The sequence below is a fragment of the Jiella pacifica genome, assembly GCF_010500815.1.
Taxonomy (GTDB): domain Bacteria; phylum Pseudomonadota; class Alphaproteobacteria; order Rhizobiales; family Rhizobiaceae; genus Jiella; species Jiella pacifica.
Window position 1 is genome coordinate 152,653 of record NZ_JAAAMG010000006.1, and the last position, 16,478, is coordinate 169,130.

The window sequence follows — 16,478 nt, forward strand, 5'->3', positions numbered from 1 at the left end:
CGGCGACTGCGATCAGATGTGGATCGGCTTGGCAAACGCCGCGAAGGCCGCCTCGCGCACGGCTTCCGACAGCGTCGGATGGGCGTGAGAGGTGCGGGCAAGGTCTTCCGAGGCGCCGCCGAACTCCATGAGAAGAGCAACTTCGGCGATCAGGTCGCCGGCATCCGCGCCGAGGATATGGGCGCCCAGCACCCGGTCGGTCTTGGCGTCGACCAGGATCTTCACGAAGCCGTCGGTCTTCAGCATCGCCCTCGCCCGGCCATTGGCCATGAACGGGAACTTCCCGACCTTGTAGTCGACGCCGGCCTTCTTCAGCTCCTCCTCGGTCTTGCCGACCGAGGCGACTTCCGGCTCGGTGTAGACCACCGAGGGGATGGCGTCGTAGTTCACGTGGCCGGCCTGGCCGGCGAGGATCTCGGCCAGGGCCACGCCCTCGTCTTCGGCCTTGTGGGCGAGCATCGCGCCCTTCACCACGTCGCCGATGGCGTAGATGCCGTCGACATTGGTCTTGAAGTGCTGATCGATCTCCACCCGGCCGCGTTCGTCGAGCTTCACCCCGGCTTCCTTCAGGCCGAGGCCTTCGGTGTAGGGCTTGCGGCCCGTCGCCACCAGCACGACGTCGGCGTCGAGGGTCTCCGCCTCGCCGCCCTTGACCGGCTCGAAGGTGACCCTGGCCCCCGTCTCGCTCTTTTCGACGCCGGTCACCTTGGCACCGAGCCTGAATTCGAGCCCCTGCTTGACGAGCAGCTTCTGGAACGCCGTCGAGACCTCCTGGTCCATCGGGCCGAGGATCTTGTCGAGGAATTCCACCACCGTCACCTTGGCGCCGAGCCGCGCCCAGACCGAGCCGAGCTCGAGACCGATGACGCCACCACCGACGACCACCAGCTTCTCCGGCACCTTTGGCAGCGCGATGGCATGGTCGGAGGAGACGATGGTGGTCTCGTCGAATGTGACGTCGAGGCCAGGAATGCCGGCGACGTCCGAACCCGTGGCGATGCAGATGTTCTTCGCCGCAAGCGTCTCGGTCGAGCCGTCTTCCTTGGTGACCTCGACCGTTCCGGCCGACTTGATCCTGCCGGTGCCGATGACGCCGGTGATCTTGTTCTTCTTGAACAGGAAGGCGACGCCGTCGACGTTCGACTTCACCGTCTTGTCCTTGTGGGCCATCATCTGGTCGAGGTTCAGCTTCGGCTCCACCTCGATGCCGAGCTGGCCGAAGGAATGGCCGGCCGCCGCGAAGGTCTCCGAGGCATAGAGCAGCGCCTTCGAGGGAATGCAGCCGACATTCAGGCAGGTACCGCCATAGGTCTTGCGCTTCTCGACGACGGCGACCGTGAGGCCGAGCTGCGCCGCCTTGATGGCGCAGACATAGCCGCCGGGGCCGGAGCCGATGACGACGAGATCGAAGGTGTCAGCCATGGGGAGTGTTCTTCCAGTCTGTTTGCGGGACGGGCGACGAGGCCGCTGTATGAGGCAAAAATCCGGGCTCTATTTCCGACGGGACGCCGCGGCTTGCAACCCCCGCCGGCGCATCGCCGGACCGCGGGAAGGCGCCGACCGGGAATTCCCGGTGCCTTTCCCGAGGTCTCGACGGGAACGCAGCCGAGCGCCTCTTACTCACCGTTCGCCGGGCAGTCGCCCGAGGTTTCGTCGAACTTGGTGCGGGCCGGCCGCAGTGTTGCCTTGGAAACCTGCAGCGGCACGAAGGGTGGCGTCGCCTGGTTGGCCGGCTGGACGAAGCGCGTGACGTAGCAGCCGGAGAACACCCGCACGGAACCGTCGGTGCCCGTCGCCTCGATCACCGTCGGCACCGAGGTGTAGATGGAGCCGGCCGCGCCGTCGCTGACCGGCTCGCCGAGCTTCAGCCTGACACCACCGGTGGTCTCGTAGCCCTTCTGGAACGCCTCGAACTCCGGGCGACCGGAATCCTCGGCAAAATAGCTCCAGGCGCGCAGATATTCGTGCCGATCGATGGCGTTGTAGAGCGAGCCGATGAGCGAGACCGGCGTGGAGCGGTCGTCCATGTAGTCCGCCTGAGCCGCCGGGGCCTCCTCCGTCGCTGCCGGCAGCGACTGGTCGATTGCGAAGGCCGGCCCGGCGAGGGACACGCAGGCGGCGGCACCGACCACTAGGGCGACATGGAATTTGGTCATGGCAGGATGGACCTTGCGCCGGACACGTCGATGATCGCCCCGGTGGAATAGCTCGCCTCCTCCGACAACAGCCAGAGGATCGCCTTCGCCACCTCCTCCGCCGTGCCGGCCCGGCGCATGGGCAGGCCGGGGCCGAGTTCGGCGACGCGGTTCGGCTGGCCGCCGGAGGCATGGATGTCAGTGTCGATGATGCCCGGCCGGACCGCGCCGACCCGGATGCCCTCGTCGATCACTTCCTTGGCGAGGCCGACGGTGAAGGTGTCGATCGCGCCCTTGCTGGCGGCGTAGTCGACATACTGGCCGGGCCCGCCGAGCTTGGCCGCGACGGAAGAAAGATTGACGATGCCGCCGCCCTTGCCGCCGCGGCTCGTCGCCATGCGGCGCACGGCCTCGCGGGCGCAGAGGAGGCTGCCCGTGACGTTGATGCGGAACATCCGGTCGAGGCGCGCCGCGCTCATTTCGGCAAGCGGCAGGGCCGCATCGACGACGCCAGCATTGTTGACCAGCGCAGTCAGCGTCCCGAACCGGTCGGCCGCCTCGAAGATCGCCAGGATGTCCGCCTCGACGCCGACGTCGCCCCTGACGGCGATGGCGCTGCCGCCGTCGGCCGCGATCGCGGCGACGACCTTGTCGGCGGCCTCCCGGTTCGACGCATAGTTGACGACGACGGCATAGCCGGCCTTCGCACCGAGGATGGCGGTCGCCGCGCCGATGCCGCGCGAGCCGCCGGTGACGATCATGACGTCTGGCATGGTGTCCGGTTTCCTGCCCGTTTCCTGTTGCCCGTTGCGGTCAGCCGGCGGCCGCCAGCGTCAGCTTCGAACGATCGATATAGTCGGGCAGCCGTGTGGTCTCGTCGATGACGGCGCTTTGCAGCTGCTCGATGGTGAGGTTCCGGGCGCCGGTGAGATCTGCGCCGCGCAGATCGGCGCCGGTCAGATCGGCGTTGCGAAAATTGACGCGCGCGAAAATCGTCTTTCGAGCATCGGTGCGTTTCAGATTGGCTGATGTGAAGTTGATACCGGTGAAGTCCAGCGTACGAAGCACGGCGCCCTCGAAATCGAATTCATGTGGAGGGCGAGCCTCAGCCAGGGGTCTGACGTTGAAATTCATCTGCCGCCCTCCTTCGCAGGACTTCAGCGATTGCGCGGGCGTCCACCGGGGCGCCTTCACCTTCGATTTCTGCGCTCATGCCCGTGAGGTGGTTTTGAAGCAGTTTGAAGACAGGCCCTGAGAGATCCGGAAAATCCACGGTGATCTCACCGAGAATATAGATCGCCGCGAGGCGGACTTCCATTTTCTCATCACTGAGCTGCCCCGCCGACCGGTTGAACAGTTCCATGACATGAGCGCGTCTTGCAAGCGTCGCCTGAAAGACAGCAGACCCCGCCTGCGTCGTCTCCGGCCCCAGCTTCTTCCATGCGAGATATGCGCCGACGGCGGCAGCCGCCGTCAGCGCCAAATTGCGCAGGATCTCCGAGAGGTCGACCAGCGTCTCCATCCCGGAACCCTGTCCCGAACGCCGATCAGAGGTCGAGCACGAGACGCTCGGGATCCTCCAGGCTCTCCTTCACCCGCACAAGGAAGGTCACCGCTTCCTTGCCGTCGACGATCCGGTGATCGTAGGACAGCGCCAGATACATCATCGGCCGGATCACCACCTGGCCGCCGATCGCCATCGGCCGCTCCTGGATCTTGTGCATGCCGAGGATGCCCGACTGCGGCGCGTTGAGGATCGGGGTCGACATCAACGAGCCGTAGACGCCGCCATTGGTGATGGTGAAGGTGCCGCCCTGCATGTCGGACATAGACAGCTTGCCGTCCCGCGCCGCCCGGGCGAGACGACCCAGCTCCTTCTCGACCTCGGCAATGGTCATCTGGTCGGCGTCGCGGATCACCGGGACGACGAGGCCCTTGTCGGTGCCGACCGCCATGCCGACGTTGCAGAAGTTCTTGTAGACGATCTCGTTGCCGTCGATCTCGGCGTTCACCGCCGGGATCTCCTTCAGGGCATGACAGACCGCCTTGGTGAAGAAGCCCATGAAGCCGAGCTTCACGCCGTGCTTCTTCTCGAACAGATCCTTGTATTTCGACCTGAGATCCATCACCGCCTTCATGTCCACCTCGTTGAAGGTGGTGAGCATGGCGGCGGTGTCCTGCGCGTCCTTGAGGCGCCGGGCGATGGTCTGGCGAAGCCGGGTCATCTTCACCCGCTCCTCGCGGGCGGCATCGTCCGGCGCGGATGGCGCGCGGGCGGCCTTCGGCTTTTCCTGCGGCGAGGACGGCGCGCCCCGCGAGATGGCGTCGAGGACGTCGCTCTTCAGCACCTGGCCCTTCCGGCCCGAGCCGTCGACGTCGCCGTCCGAAAGGCCCTTTTCCTTCATCATCTTGGCGGCCGAAGGCGCCGGCGGGCGGCCTTCTTCCGCCTCGACCTTGCGGCGCGGCGTCTCGTCGGTGCCGCCGCCGACGGCAGTCGAGCCAGACGCCTGGGAGCCGGCGGACGCCCCTTCCTCGATCTTCAGGAGCAGCGCGCCGACCTTCACCTCATCGCCCTGTGCGACGGCCATCTCGCGGATGACGCCGGCGACCGGCGAGGGGATTTCCTGCGCCGCCTTGTCGGTCTCGAGTTCGAGCAGCGATTCATCGACCGAAACGGCGTCGCCGACCTTCTTGAAGATCGCGCCGACCGTTGCCTCGGTGACGGATTCGCCCGCCGCCGGGACCATGACCTCGACGAGCTTGCCCGCGCCCTTTTCGGCCGGGGCCGTGCCGTTGCCGGAAGCCTTCTCGTCGCCAGAGCCGCCGCCGCCGTAGTCGGACGTCGTCTCGGCCGCCTGATCGGCCTTCGCCGCCTGGCTCTTCGGCTTTTCGGTGGCCTTGGTGGTGCCGGAGGACTGACCCTCACCCTCGCCGATCATCCCGATGAGGGCGCCGACGGCGACGGTCTCGCCCTCCTTGACGACGACCTCCTCGAGGACGCCGGCGGCAGGCGCCGGCACCTCGACCGTCACCTTGTCGGTTTCGAGCTCGGCGATCGTCTCGTCCTGCTCCACCCGGTCACCGGGCTGCTTGAACCACTGGCCGATCGTCGCTTCGGTCACGGATTCGCCGAGGGTCGGCACTTTGATTTCGGTAGCCATCTGTCTCGTTCGTTCGATCTGGGCGCAAAAGCGGGTTTGGATGGACGCGCGGCCGGTTTCAGCCGAGCGCGTCCTCGAGGAAGTCGGCGAGCTGCTTCTGGTGGTTCGCCATCGTGCCGACGGCCGGCGAGGCGGAGGCCGGACGACCGGTGTAGCGAACCCGGCGCTTCTCCGCATCGATATGGTCCAGAACCCATTCGAGATAAGGGTCGATGAAGGACCAGGCGCCCATGTTCTTCGGCTCTTCCTGGCACCAGACCATCTCCGCCTGCTTGAAGCGCGACAGTTCGGTGATCAGGGCCTTCGCCGGGAACGGATAGAGCTGTTCGAGGCGAAGCAGGTAGACGTCGTCGATGCCGCGCTTCTCGCGCTCCTCGTAGAGGTCGAAATAGACCTTGCCGGAGCACATGACGACGCGCTTGATCTTGTCGTTCGCCACGAGCTTGGTCGCCGCGTTCTTGTCGAGTTCGGCATCGTCCCACAACAGCCGGTGGAAGCTCGTCTCGCCGGCCATTTCCGACAGCTTGGAGACCGCACGCTTGTGGCGCAGCAGCGACTTCGGCGTCATCAGGATCAGCGGCTTTCTGAAGTCGCGCTTCATCTGCCGGCGCAGGATGTGGAAGTAGTTTGCCGGCGTCGTGCAGTTGGCGACCTGCATGTTGTCTTCCGCGCACATCTGCAGGAAGCGCTCCAGGCGGGCGGAGGAATGCTCCGGCCCCTGCCCCTCGTAGCCGTGCGGCAGCAAGAGGACGAGGCCGGACATGCGCAGCCACTTGCGCTCGCCCGACGAGATGAACTGGTCGATCACCACCTGGGCGCCATTGGCAAAGTCGCCGAACTGGGCTTCCCAGAGCGTCAGGGCGTTCGGCTCGGCGAGCGAATAGCCGTATTCGTAGCCGAGCACGGCCTCCTCCGAGAGCATCGAGTTGATGACCTCGTAGACCGCCTGGCCCTTGGCGAGATTGGCGAGCGGGATGTAGCGGCTCTCGTCCTCCTGGTCGTAGAGGACGGAGTGGCGCTGGGAGAAGGTGCCGCGCTCGACGTCCTGGCCGGACAGGCGCACCGGATGGCCCTCGGTGACGAGGGTGCCGAAGGCCAGCGCCTCGGCGGTCGCCCAGTCGATGCCCTCGCCGCTGTCGATGATCGCGGCGCGGTTGTCGAGGAAGCGCTTGACCGTGCGGTGGACGTTGAAGCCCTCCGGCACGGCGCTGAGCTTGGCGCCCATCTCCTTCAGCGTCTTCATCGGAACGCCGGTGATGCCGCGCCGCGGCTCGTCTTCCTTCTCAGCCTTTCTGAGGCCCGACCAGGCGCCGTCGAGCCAGTCCGCCTTGTTGGGCAGATAGCTCTGGCCAGCCTCGAACTCCTCGTCGAGGGTCTTGCGCCACTCGGCCTTGCGGCTCTCGATGTCCTCGGCGGTGACCAGCCCCTCCTCCACCAGCTTCTTGGAATAGATTTCCAGCGTCGAAGCATGGTTGCGGATGGTCTTGTACATGATCGGCTGGGTGAAGGCCGGCTCGTCGCCCTCATTGTGGCCGAAGCGCCGGTAGCAGATCATGTCGATCACCACCGGCTTGTGGAACTTCATGCGAAATTCCGTGGCGATCTTCGCCGCATAGACCACCGCTTCCGGATCGTCGCCATTGACGTGGAAGATCGGCGCCTCGACCATCTTGGCGACGTCCGAGGGATAGGGCGAGGAGCGCGAGAAACGCGGATTGGTGGTGAAACCGATCTGGTTGTTGATGATGAAGTGGACGGTGCCGGCGACCCGGTGGCCGCGCAGCGCCGACAGGCCGAAGCACTCGGCGACGACGCCCTGGCCGGCGAAGGCCGCGTCGCCGTGGAGGAGCAGCGGCAGAATCTGCGCGCGGGTCTCCAGCGGCACGATCTCGTTGCGCGAGCGGCCGGCAAGCGCGTCCTGCTTGGCGCGCGCCTTGCCCATCACCACCGGATCGACGATCTCGAGATGCGAGGGGTTGGCCGTCAGCGACAGATGCACCTTGTTCTGGTCGAACTCCCGGTCGGAAGACGCGCCGAGATGGTACTTCACGTCGCCCGAGCCTTCGACGTCGTCGGGCTTGAACGAGCCGCCCTTGAACTCGTGGAAGATCGCCCGGTGGGGCTTGGCCAGGACCTGGGCGAGGACGTTCAGCCGGCCTCTATGGGCCATGCCGAGGACGATTTCCTTCAGGCCCAGCTGGCCGCCGCGCTTGATGATCTGTTCCAGCGCCGGGATCAGCGCCTCGGCGCCGTCGAGGCCGAAGCGCTTGGTGCCCTTGTACTTGACGTCGAGGAACTTCTCGAACCCTTCCGCCTCGATCAGCTTGTTGAGGATCGCCCGCTTCCCCTGTTCGGTGAAGGCGACGCCCTTGTCCGGGCCCTCGATGCGCTCCTGCAGCCAGCCCTTCTCTTCGGGGTTGGAGATGTGCATGAACTCGATGCCGAAGGTCGAGCAGTAGGTGCGCTCGAGGATGTCGACCATCTGGCGGATGGTCGCGAACTCCATGCCGAGCACGTTGTCGATGAAGATCTTGCGGTCGTAGTCGGCCTCGGTGAAGCCGTAGGCTTTGGGCGACAGTTCGTTGTAGTCGTCGTCGGCGGGCTTGGCGATGCCGAGCGGATCGAGCTTGGCGTGGAGATGGCCGCGCACCCGGTAGGCGCGGATCAGCATCAGCGCCCGGACGGAGTCCCGAGTCGCCCGGTTGACGGCCTCGGGCGAGAGGCCCTGACCGGCGGCTTGCGCCTTTTCCTTGACCTTGGTCTCGATGCGCTTTTCGACCGGACCCCAGTTGCCGTCGAGCGCCGAGACGAGTTCGCCGTTCAGCGGGATCGGCCAGTTGTCACGCGCCCAGGACGGGCCGTCGGCGCTCTTCTTCACGTCTTCGCGGGCATCGCCGAGCCCCTTGAAGAACGCGCCCCATTCGGCGTCGACGGAAGACGGGTCCGCCTCGTAGGCCGCGTAGAGCTCCTCGATGTAATCGGCATTGCCGCCATAGAGGAAGGAGGTGAGAGCGAAATGGTCGTTCGCTTGGCTGCGTGACATGGTCAAGTTCGCGGCGCGTGCCGGCGCCGCCTCCTATCGGATTTTCAAGTCCGGCCGGGCGGATCCCCGATGTGCCGGTTACGAACGCTGCGGTATCCACACTGCGAATGCGGCCTTGCCGAGGCTTGATAGCGGCAAGGCCTTCAGTTTCCGTTTCCCTGGGCCGAAAACCTTGCCTCAGCCCTTCAGGACCTCAGTAAGCGTCGTGCCAAGCCGTGCCGGCGAAGGCGAGACGGTGATGCCGGCCGCTTCCATGGCCGCGATCTTCGATTCCGCGTCGCCCTTGCCGCCGGAGACGACGGCGCCGGCATGGCCCATGGTGCGGCCCTTCGGCGCGGTGCGCCCGGCGATGAAGCCGACCATCGGCTTCTTGCGGCCCTTGGCGGCTTCGTCCTTGAGGAACTGCGCCGCGTCCTCTTCGGCCGAGCCGCCGATCTCGCCGATCATGATGATCGACTTGGTCGCCTCGTCGGCCAGGAACATCTCCAGGACGTCGATGAACTCGGTGCCCTTGACCGGATCGCCGCCGATGCCGACGGCCGTGGTCTGGCCGAGGCCTTCATTGGTGGTCTGGAAGACCGCCTCGTATGTAAGCGTTCCGGAGCGCGATACGATGCCGACATTGCCCTTCTTGAAGATGTTGCCGGGCATGATGCCGATCTTGCACTCTTCCGGGGTGAGAACGCCCGGGCAGTTCGGGCCGAGGAGCCGCGACTTCGACTTGTCGAGCTTGGCCTTCACCCGGACCATGTCGGAGACCGGGATGCCCTCGGTGATGCAGGTGATCAGCTCGATGCCGGCCTCGATCGCCTCCTCGATGGCGGCGGCCGCCCCTGCCGGCGGAACGTAGATCACCGAGGCGGTGGCGCCGGTCTTGTCTTTGGCCTCGGCGACGGAGGTGAAGATCGGCAGCTGCACGGCCTTGCCGCCCGCATTGCCTTCCCACATCTCTCCGCCCTTCTTCGGATGGGTACCGCCGACCATCTGCGTGCCGAAATAGGCCAGCGCCTGCTCGGTGTGGAAGGTGCCGGTCTTGCCGGTGAGCCCCTGCACGATGACCTTGGTGTTCTTGTCGACCAGAATGGACATGGGCTTTTCAACTCCTTGAAGGTCACCCCGCTGCGGGAGAAGGGTGTTACAGAAACGGATTGATTGCGGTCACCGACCCGTAGGTCTGACCGTGGCTGAGATCTTCGGTGTAGAGGGTCTTTGCCCCCAGGCGCTCGGCGGCGGCAACGATGGCGCCGTCCCAGTAGGAGATCTGGTAGCGTTGGGAGAGGTCGATCCCGGCAAGGACCAGACGCTCGTCGACCATGACAAAGGGCTTGCGCCCGAGGAGCGCCACCCAGCGCCGCGCATCGTCGAGGGGCAGCGGTGGCTTCGCCTTGCGGGTTGCGTTGGCGTAGAACTCGGCGAGAACCTGCCCGCTCGTGCCGAACGGCGCGGTGAGGAGGCCGTGAGCAACCTCCCACTTGGCGGGTTCATCTGCCTGACCGGTAGCGGCGTAGATGAGAATGTTGGTGTCGAGAAAGACATCAGCGCCAGCGATCAAACCGTGGCTCTCCGGAGTAGGTATCCTCGCGGCTGGGTCGCCAATCCCCCATGCCCGCCTTGCTCTCTCGCGACAGCTTCAGGAGCTCTTCGGTGACTTCGTCGCGCTCCTGCTCCTGCTCGACCAACCGCTGGAGATAGGTGCGGACCATCTCGTTGACGCTGGTGCGCCGCATTGCGGCGAGCACGCGCACCTTGTCGAGGAGATCCTCGTCGATGGCGAGGGTGATGTTCTTGGCCATGGCGTTCAGCCGATCCGCGTCTACACGGGTTATGTGGAACACATATCCTGCGTACGGAATTCACGCAAGCGCTATGGAGCGTCTCGGTGATCCACATGGGTTGAAAACCGCCGTTCAGCATCCCTCCAAGAGATCCGCGGGCAGATCCGTCCGGCGGCAGCCTCGGTCCTTGTCGGCCGTCATACGAGCGAGGCTGATTCGTGCCGTCAGGCTCGTCTGTGTGTAACTGCCTCGCAAGTCGAACCGCCGGCCATTGCCGACGTAGCGGTCATACCGCCCGATCTCGATCCTGCGGTAGCCGAGACGGGTCACCTCGTCGGCCACGACAGCGAACACCTCCCGTCCGCGATCCCTCGGCACCTCGATTTGGCAGCCGTAGGGGTCGCCATTGTCCTGAACAGCGATTGTCTCGACGCGATCGAACAGCCCCCCATAGGGCTGCACCATCTCGTATTTCACGCCCAACAGGCCACGCGTCACGGTGTAGCCATCAGCCAAAAGGCTACGCAGCGAGGCGGGGCCATTGATTTCGCTTTCGAGGCAGGCCCGCGTCGCCACTCTTGCCTGTTCGAAAAGGTCGAAGCTGCGCCGATTCTCGGCCGGAACCTGCGACGGCGCATTGGCTGCCTCGGGAGGGATCGCCTCGGGCGACGTCGTACAGGACGACATCGCAAGAAATCCGGCGATGAGAGCGCTCGTCAGAAGATGCCTCATCGAGGCGCTTTGCCGATTTTCGACACCGAGATCGCAACCACTCGCTTCACCCCGCCGGCTTAGCCCCGGCTTTCTTGCCCAGCTCCGTCAGCTCCGCCCGGCCCATGTTGAGCACGAAGCGCCCGCTGCCACCGGCGGGGATCGCCGTCATCGTCACGACCTCACCCTGATCGTCGACGAAGCTCCAGAAGCCGGCGCCCGGCTGGGCCATGCCGACCACGCCGCCGCCGCCTTCGACACCCTCGATCGCGCCGAGCTTGTCGGTGCCGAGATCCTCAGGCTTGGCCGCAAGCACCATCTGGCAGCTGGATGCGGCGACATGGGGAAACTGTACCCGGCTGATCGTCAGGAAGCTGCCGTCGTCCTTGGTTGCAGAAAACAGTCCCGCGGCGGCTGCCATCCCGGCGGCGAGCCCGCCCCCGTTCGGGTCCATCGACTTCCAGCCGCGCTCGAGTGCCAGGCTACCGGCGGCGGGAATGTTGGTCATTCCCGTCGAGCAGATCTCGATATAGTCGGCGAGGGTCTGCGACGCGCCCTCGGGCGGCGTCAGCGGCAGCTTCACGTCACCTGCCGCGAGAGCTTGCGTTGCCAGGGCGATTGCAAATCCGAATGCCAGCGCGGCCCGAGTTGTTCGCCGAGCCGCGGCTTTCGTCCGATAACCGGTCATGATCCTGTCCTCCTCAGTTTCGGGACCGAGCGCTCCTCCACGACGATCTTCGCAGCCCGGTTGGCGATACGGAGCTTACGAACGATCCTCCAGCATCTTCCGGATCCGGCGCAGCTCTTGAACAGTCTCGCGACTGGCTTCGAGAATGCGATTGTTGATCGCCTCCGTGTCGGCGACGTGGCGATCCATGGCACGGCGTGATCGCCCCATCAGCCAGATCACCACGGCGATCAGTAGCAGAAGGGGCAACCAGGCGGCCAGAATATCGGCCATGCCCATCAGCCGATGGCCGCGACGATCTTCTTGGCCGCGTCGTCGAGATCGTCGGCCGCCGTGATGGCGAGGCCGCTCTCGTTGAGGATCTTCTTGCCGAGATCGACATTCGTCCCTTCGAGACGCACCACCAGCGGCACCTTGAGGCCGACTTCCTTCACCGCGGCGACGACGCCCTCGGCGATGACGTCGCATTTCATGATGCCGCCGAAGATGTTGACGAGGATGCCCTGAACGGCCGGATCGGCGGTGATGATCTTGAAGGCCGCCGCGACCTTCTCCTTGTTGGCGCCGCCGCCGACGTCGCAGAAGTTCGCCGGCTCCTTGCCGTAGAGCTTGATGATGTCCATCGTCGCCATGGCGAGACCGGCGCCGTTGACCATGCAGCCGATATTGCCGTCGAGCGCCACATAGGCGAGGTCCCACTTGGAGGCCTCGATCTCCTTGGCGTCTTCCTCGCTCTCGTCGCGCAGCGCCCGGATGTCGTCGTGACGGAACAGGGCGTTGCCGTCGAAGGAGACCTTGGCGTCAAGGACCCGCAGGTGGCCGTCTTTCATGACGATCAGCGGGTTGATCTCGAGCAGGCTCATGTCCTTCTCGGTGAAGGCCTTGTAGAGGATCGGGAAGAGCTGCATCCCGTCGACCTTGGCCGCACCGCCGAGCTTCAGCGCGGTGCAGAGCTTTTCGGCATCGCCGGCCGTCACGCCGGCGATCGGGTCGATCGGCACGGTGATGATCTTGTCCGGCGTCTCCTCGGCGACGGTCTCGATGTCCATGCCGCCCTCGGTCGAAGCGACGAAGGCGATCTGGCCGACCGAGCGGTCGACGAGCAGCGACAGATAGAGCTCGCGGTCGATGTCGGCGCCGTCCTCGATATAAAGGCGGTTCACCACCTTGCCGGCGTCGCCCGTCTGCTTGGTGACGAGGGTGTTGCCCAGCATCTCCCTGGCGTTGGCGACCACCTCTTCGATGGACTTGGCGAGGCGCACGCCGCCCTTGGCATCGGGGCCGAGCTCCTTGAACTTGCCCTTGCCGCGGCCTCCGGCGTGGATCTGGCTCTTCACGACATAGAGCGGGCCGGGAAGCTGTTTCGCCGCGGCCTCGGCCTCGTCGGCGGAGGTGATGGCGACGCCTTCGGCGACGGGGGCGCCATAGCCCTTGAGGACTTCCTTGGCCTGATATTCGTGGATGTTCATTGGGAGTGTCCGGCCTCTCGTTGAGCCTCGATGGCGGAGAAAATGGAGGAAAGCCGGAACTTGCGTCCCGGCTTTTCGAAAGCGTCACTTGAGGTTCGGCGCGATGCCCTGGCAGGCTTCCATGAGGCCCTTCACCGAATTCACCGATTTGTCGAACTGGGTCTTCTCGTCGCCGTCGAGGTCGATCTCGATGACCCGCTCGACGCCGCCCTCGCCGATGACGCAGGGAACGCCGACATACATGTCATCGAGGCCGTACTGGCCGCTCAGCGCGGCGGCGCAGGGCAGCACGCGCTTCTTGTCCTTGAGATAGGATTCGGCCATCTCGATCGCCGAGGCGGCCGGGGCGTAATAGGCCGAGCCGGTCTTCAAGAGGCCGACGATCTCGGCGCCGCCGTCACGGGTGCGCTGGATGATCTCTTCCAGCCGCTCGTTCGAGCACCAGCCCATCTTGACGAGGTCGGTCAGGGGAATGCCGGCGACGGTGGAATAACGCGGCAGCGGCACCATGGTGTCGCCGTGGCCGCCGAGCACGAAGGCCGTCACGTCCTCGACGGAGACCTTGAACTCCTCGGCGAGGAAGGTGCGGAAGCGGGAGGAGTCGAGCACGCCGGCCATGCCGACGACCTTCTCCTTGGGAAGGCCCGAGAACTTCTGCAGCGCCCAGACCATCGCGTCGAGCGGGTTGGTGATGCAGATGACGAAGGCATTCGGCGCGTATTTCGCGATGCCCGCGCCGACCTGTTCCATGACCTTCAGATTGGTGCCGAGGAGATCGTCGCGGCTCATGCCGGGCTTGCGGGGCACGCCGGCGGTGACGATGCAGACATCCGCGCCCTCGATCGCGGCATAGTCGTTGGCGCCGGAAAGCTTGGCGTCGAAGCCCTCGACCGGAGCTGACTCGGCGATGTCGAGCGCCTTGCCCTGGGGCGTGCCTTCGGAAATATCGAACAGGACGATATCGCCGAGTTCCTTGAGGCTCGCCAGATGGGCGAGCGTGCCGCCGATCATGCCGGAACCGATGAGTGCGATCTTGTTGCGAGCCAAGTCCGAAATCCCTTCCTTGTCGCAGCGGCCGATCCTCCCGACCGGTTCGCCGCCTGGAGCCTCACGCGGGAAGATGGCCGGAACGGCCAACTGATCCACCCACGCATCGGGCATCGAGACCCAGCCTGCGGGCCGGCCGACGGCCGAACCTTGATGCTGCAATGCAACGGTGCCCCCGTTGGAGGGCACGCTTAGCCGTCTCGGCGGCCGGTTGCAACACGCAAAATCCGCTTACAGCAAATACAATCGGTTAGATTATTTGCGGCTTACGTAAAAGTAAGAAGCGGCGTGATCCAACATGAATCTTCCGCCGGCGCGCGACCAGCGAGGAATGCCGAACTTGGCCGACGCAGCGGTGGCCATTCCGCCGGCTCAGCGGCCGCGCCGTGCGTCACGCTTCGCCTTCCGACGCGCCTCGGCGTCTTCGGCGACGCGTTCCAACTCGGCGAGAACGCGCGCCACTTCGCCAGCATCTAGCGAGGCAATCATTTCCGCCAAGCGATTGGCGAGCCGCGTCGCCTCGGGCGAAAGCCCAGCGGTCTCGACGACGATCTTCGGATGGGAAAGTTCGGCGAGCCGCTCGAGCGCCTCCGCATCGTCCCAGATCACCCCGAGATAGCCGATGATCCGCTGCAGCATCGCCCAGGTCGGGCGGCCGCGCCGGCCGTGCTCCAACGCCGAGAGATAGGCCGAGGAGACGCCGAGGGCCCGCGCCATGTCCTGCTGGGTGACCCCGCGCTCGCGCCGCAGCTGCCGAACCTTCTCGCCGAACGGGGTCATCGGACCCGTCTCACCCGGACATAGAGCGCCCCATCGCCGCCGTGGTGGCGCTCGGCGCTCTCGAAGCCGGAGACGAGGCCGCGGAACTGCGGGCTGGCGAACCATTGCGGCACGACCCGCCGCAGAATGCCGCGCGACCCGCCGGGCATGCCGCGGCCGGTGATGACCAGGACATGGCGCAGGCCCATCGCCTGCGCCTGGGCGAGAAAGCGGGCGAGCGCCGCATGGGCGGCAAGCTGGGTCATTTCATGGAGGTCGAGCCGCGCTTCGATGGGAAGCCGCCCCTTGGCGAGCTTGCGCCGGGTCGGCCGCTCGATCGGATGCTGCGGGGGCGGCGGTGCCGCAGTCTTTCTCGGTTCCTTCGAAGGTTGCGGCAAGACAGCGGGCTTTGCCGCCGCATCTGCCGGTGCGGTCGGCGAGGAGAGGGTCTTCGCCTTCGACGTGACGACCGGTTCGTCCACATTCGGGCCAGCGCGCCCCTTCAGCGGCACTGCCTGGCGCGCGACAGTCGCCCACAGCCGCCTGTCTTCCTCGCTCAGGATGCGCCGACGCTTCATCGGGTCAGCTCGTCTGCCAGATCATGAGGGACGAGAACGAAGAACTCCGCCTGGTGCCGGATCGCCCCGGCGACGGCGCCGGCGTCATCGCCGGTACCGACGAAGATGTCGGCCCGCGCCGGCCCGAGGATCGCCGAGCCCGTGTCCTGGGCGATCATCGTCCTTCGGAATGGCTTGCCGCCGATCGACAGGCCGTCGGAGGCGATGAAATAGGGAATGCCATAGGTCGAAAGCTGCCGGTCGACGGCGATCGAGGCGAGCGGCGTCAGCGGCACCTTGGCGGCGCCGACCGGCCCGAGCCCCGGATCCTCGACCGGGATTTCGGCAAAGAAGATGAAGGAACGGTTGCGGTTGAGCACCCCGTCGACCCGTTGCGGATGCGCGGCGAACCACGCCTTGATCCCGGCCATGTCGGCCTCGGCAAGCGTCAGCTCGCCATCCTGCACGAGGCTCCGGCCGACCGCGGTGAAGGGGTGGCCGGTCTTTCCGGCATAGCCGACACGGACTTGCCGCCCGTCCCGCATGACGAGCCGCGCCGATCCCTGCACATGGATGAAGAAGGCCTCGACCTTCGCCTCCAGCCAGGCGATTTCGAGGCCCCTGCCCTTCAGCGCACCGGCCTCGATCGCCGCGCGGTCGAAATACTCGCCGATCATGCCGCAGCCGAGCCGCCGGCCGAAGCGGAACTCCGGATCGAAGCCCGGCGGCCGATTGACCTCGTCGATGGCGACGAGATCCTCCGGCCGGCCATAGAGCGGAAAGCGGAAACGATCGTCCGGCGTATCGGAAGCTTCGACCACCGGCTCGTAATAGCCGGTGAGGAACCCCGTCCCCGTCTCCGGAACGATGGCGAGCGGCACGAAATGGGTCTCGAAGAAGCGTCTTGCCGCCACGACGTCGACGTCGTTGAGCTCGCCGACATCCAGCGCCGCCTGGGCCGCGGCATGAAAGGTCTCGGACCGAAACCCGAGCGAGCCGGTCGGGAAAACCCCGGCGAGGAGCCGGCCGGCGCTGGCCCGAAACGCGCCGAAGGCGGCGCGATGATCGCCGCCGTCGAAGCCGTTCAGATCAGCGAAGCTGCGACGAAGGAAGGTGGTCACCGCCTGCGCCCA

General features: G+C 65.8%; 18 protein-coding genes. All 18 read right to left on the minus strand.

What is annotated here, in order from left to right; all coding sequences use genetic code 11:
• Positions 1 to 12: 12 nt before the first annotated feature.
• The 18 genes from lpdA to mltA all read right to left on the minus strand — a co-directional run bounded on the left by lpdA (position 13) and on the right by mltA (position 16,466).
• Positions 13 to 1,422: a dihydrolipoyl dehydrogenase gene (gene lpdA / locus GTK09_RS09625; protein WP_163462936.1), complete on the minus strand. Its 1,410-nt coding sequence runs from the start codon at positions 1,420 to 1,422 to the stop codon at positions 13 to 15.
• A 194-nt stretch (positions 1,423 to 1,616) separates the two neighbouring features.
• Complete coding sequence (locus GTK09_RS09630) at positions 1,617 to 2,156, minus strand: hypothetical protein (protein WP_163462937.1); 540 nt, start codon at positions 2,154 to 2,156, stop codon at positions 1,617 to 1,619.
• Positions 2,153 to 2,908 carry an SDR family oxidoreductase gene (locus GTK09_RS09635; RefSeq protein WP_163462938.1) on the minus strand — a complete coding sequence of 252 codons (756 nt, stop codon included), beginning with the start codon at positions 2,906 to 2,908 and terminating at the stop codon, positions 2,153 to 2,155. The genes GTK09_RS09630 and GTK09_RS09635 overlap by 4 nt, the downstream gene beginning before the upstream one ends.
• A 40-nt stretch (positions 2,909 to 2,948) precedes the next feature.
• On the minus strand, positions 2,949 to 3,269 hold the full coding sequence (locus GTK09_RS09640; RefSeq protein ID WP_163462939.1) for a pentapeptide repeat-containing protein: 321 nt from the start codon (positions 3,267 to 3,269) through the stop codon (positions 2,949 to 2,951).
• Positions 3,241 to 3,657, minus strand: a complete 417-nt coding sequence (locus GTK09_RS27415) for a hypothetical protein (RefSeq protein ID WP_246217807.1) — start codon at positions 3,655 to 3,657, stop codon at positions 3,241 to 3,243. The genes GTK09_RS09640 and GTK09_RS27415 overlap by 29 nt, the downstream gene beginning before the upstream one ends.
• Positions 3,658 to 3,682: 25 nt before the next feature.
• Positions 3,683 to 5,296: a 2-oxoglutarate dehydrogenase complex dihydrolipoyllysine-residue succinyltransferase gene (gene odhB, locus GTK09_RS09650; protein WP_163462940.1), complete on the minus strand. Its 1,614-nt coding sequence runs from the start codon at positions 5,294 to 5,296 to the stop codon at positions 3,683 to 3,685.
• Positions 5,297 to 5,354: 58 nt separating this feature from the next.
• Entirely contained in the window at positions 5,355 to 8,339 is a 2,985-nt protein-coding gene (locus GTK09_RS09655; protein ID WP_163462941.1) for a 2-oxoglutarate dehydrogenase E1 component, read from the minus strand.
• A gap of 177 nt (positions 8,340 to 8,516) precedes the next feature.
• The gene (gene sucD / locus GTK09_RS09660; RefSeq protein WP_163462942.1) at positions 8,517 to 9,428 is read right to left on the minus strand and encodes a succinate--CoA ligase subunit alpha; all 912 of its coding nucleotides are present in this window, start codon (positions 9,426 to 9,428) and stop codon (positions 8,517 to 8,519) included.
• Positions 9,429 to 9,474: 46 nt separating this feature from the next.
• Positions 9,475 to 9,891 carry a PIN domain-containing protein gene (locus GTK09_RS09665; RefSeq protein WP_163462943.1) on the minus strand — a complete coding sequence of 139 codons (417 nt, stop codon included), beginning with the start codon at positions 9,889 to 9,891 and terminating at the stop codon, positions 9,475 to 9,477.
• Positions 9,875 to 10,132, minus strand: a complete 258-nt coding sequence (locus tag GTK09_RS09670; RefSeq protein ID WP_163462944.1) for a DUF6364 family protein — start codon at positions 10,130 to 10,132, stop codon at positions 9,875 to 9,877. Before GTK09_RS09670 ends, GTK09_RS09665 begins: the two co-directional genes overlap by 17 nt.
• A gap of 114 nt (positions 10,133 to 10,246) precedes the next feature.
• Complete coding sequence (locus GTK09_RS09675; RefSeq protein ID WP_163462945.1) at positions 10,247 to 10,690, minus strand: hypothetical protein; 444 nt, start codon at positions 10,688 to 10,690, stop codon at positions 10,247 to 10,249.
• 202 nt (positions 10,691 to 10,892) lie between these two features.
• Positions 10,893 to 11,513: a hypothetical protein gene (locus GTK09_RS09680; RefSeq protein ID WP_163462946.1), complete on the minus strand. Its 621-nt coding sequence runs from the start codon at positions 11,511 to 11,513 to the stop codon at positions 10,893 to 10,895.
• A gap of 75 nt (positions 11,514 to 11,588) precedes the next feature.
• Positions 11,589 to 11,786, minus strand: coding sequence for a hypothetical protein (locus tag GTK09_RS09685; protein ID WP_163462947.1), 198 nt, complete (start codon positions 11,784 to 11,786; stop codon positions 11,589 to 11,591).
• Positions 11,787 to 11,791: 5 nt separating this feature from the next.
• Entirely contained in the window at positions 11,792 to 12,982 is a 1,191-nt protein-coding gene (sucC, locus tag GTK09_RS09690; protein ID WP_163462948.1) for an ADP-forming succinate--CoA ligase subunit beta, read from the minus strand.
• A gap of 84 nt (positions 12,983 to 13,066) precedes the next feature.
• Positions 13,067 to 14,029 carry a malate dehydrogenase gene (gene mdh, locus GTK09_RS09695; RefSeq protein WP_163462949.1) on the minus strand — a complete coding sequence of 321 codons (963 nt, stop codon included), beginning with the start codon at positions 14,027 to 14,029 and terminating at the stop codon, positions 13,067 to 13,069.
• 372 nt (positions 14,030 to 14,401) lie between these two features.
• Positions 14,402 to 14,809 (minus strand): helix-turn-helix transcriptional regulator, encoded by a 408-nt coding sequence (locus tag GTK09_RS09700; protein ID WP_163462950.1) that lies wholly within the window; start codon positions 14,807 to 14,809, stop codon positions 14,402 to 14,404.
• Positions 14,806 to 15,366: a Smr/MutS family protein gene (locus GTK09_RS09705; RefSeq protein WP_163462951.1), complete on the minus strand. Its 561-nt coding sequence runs from the start codon at positions 15,364 to 15,366 to the stop codon at positions 14,806 to 14,808. The genes GTK09_RS09700 and GTK09_RS09705 overlap by 4 nt, the downstream gene beginning before the upstream one ends.
• Complete coding sequence (gene mltA / locus GTK09_RS09710) at positions 15,363 to 16,466, minus strand: murein transglycosylase A (RefSeq protein WP_163462952.1); 1,104 nt, start codon at positions 16,464 to 16,466, stop codon at positions 15,363 to 15,365. Before mltA ends, GTK09_RS09705 begins: the two co-directional genes overlap by 4 nt.
• Between the last annotated feature and the right edge of the window lie 12 nt (positions 16,467 to 16,478).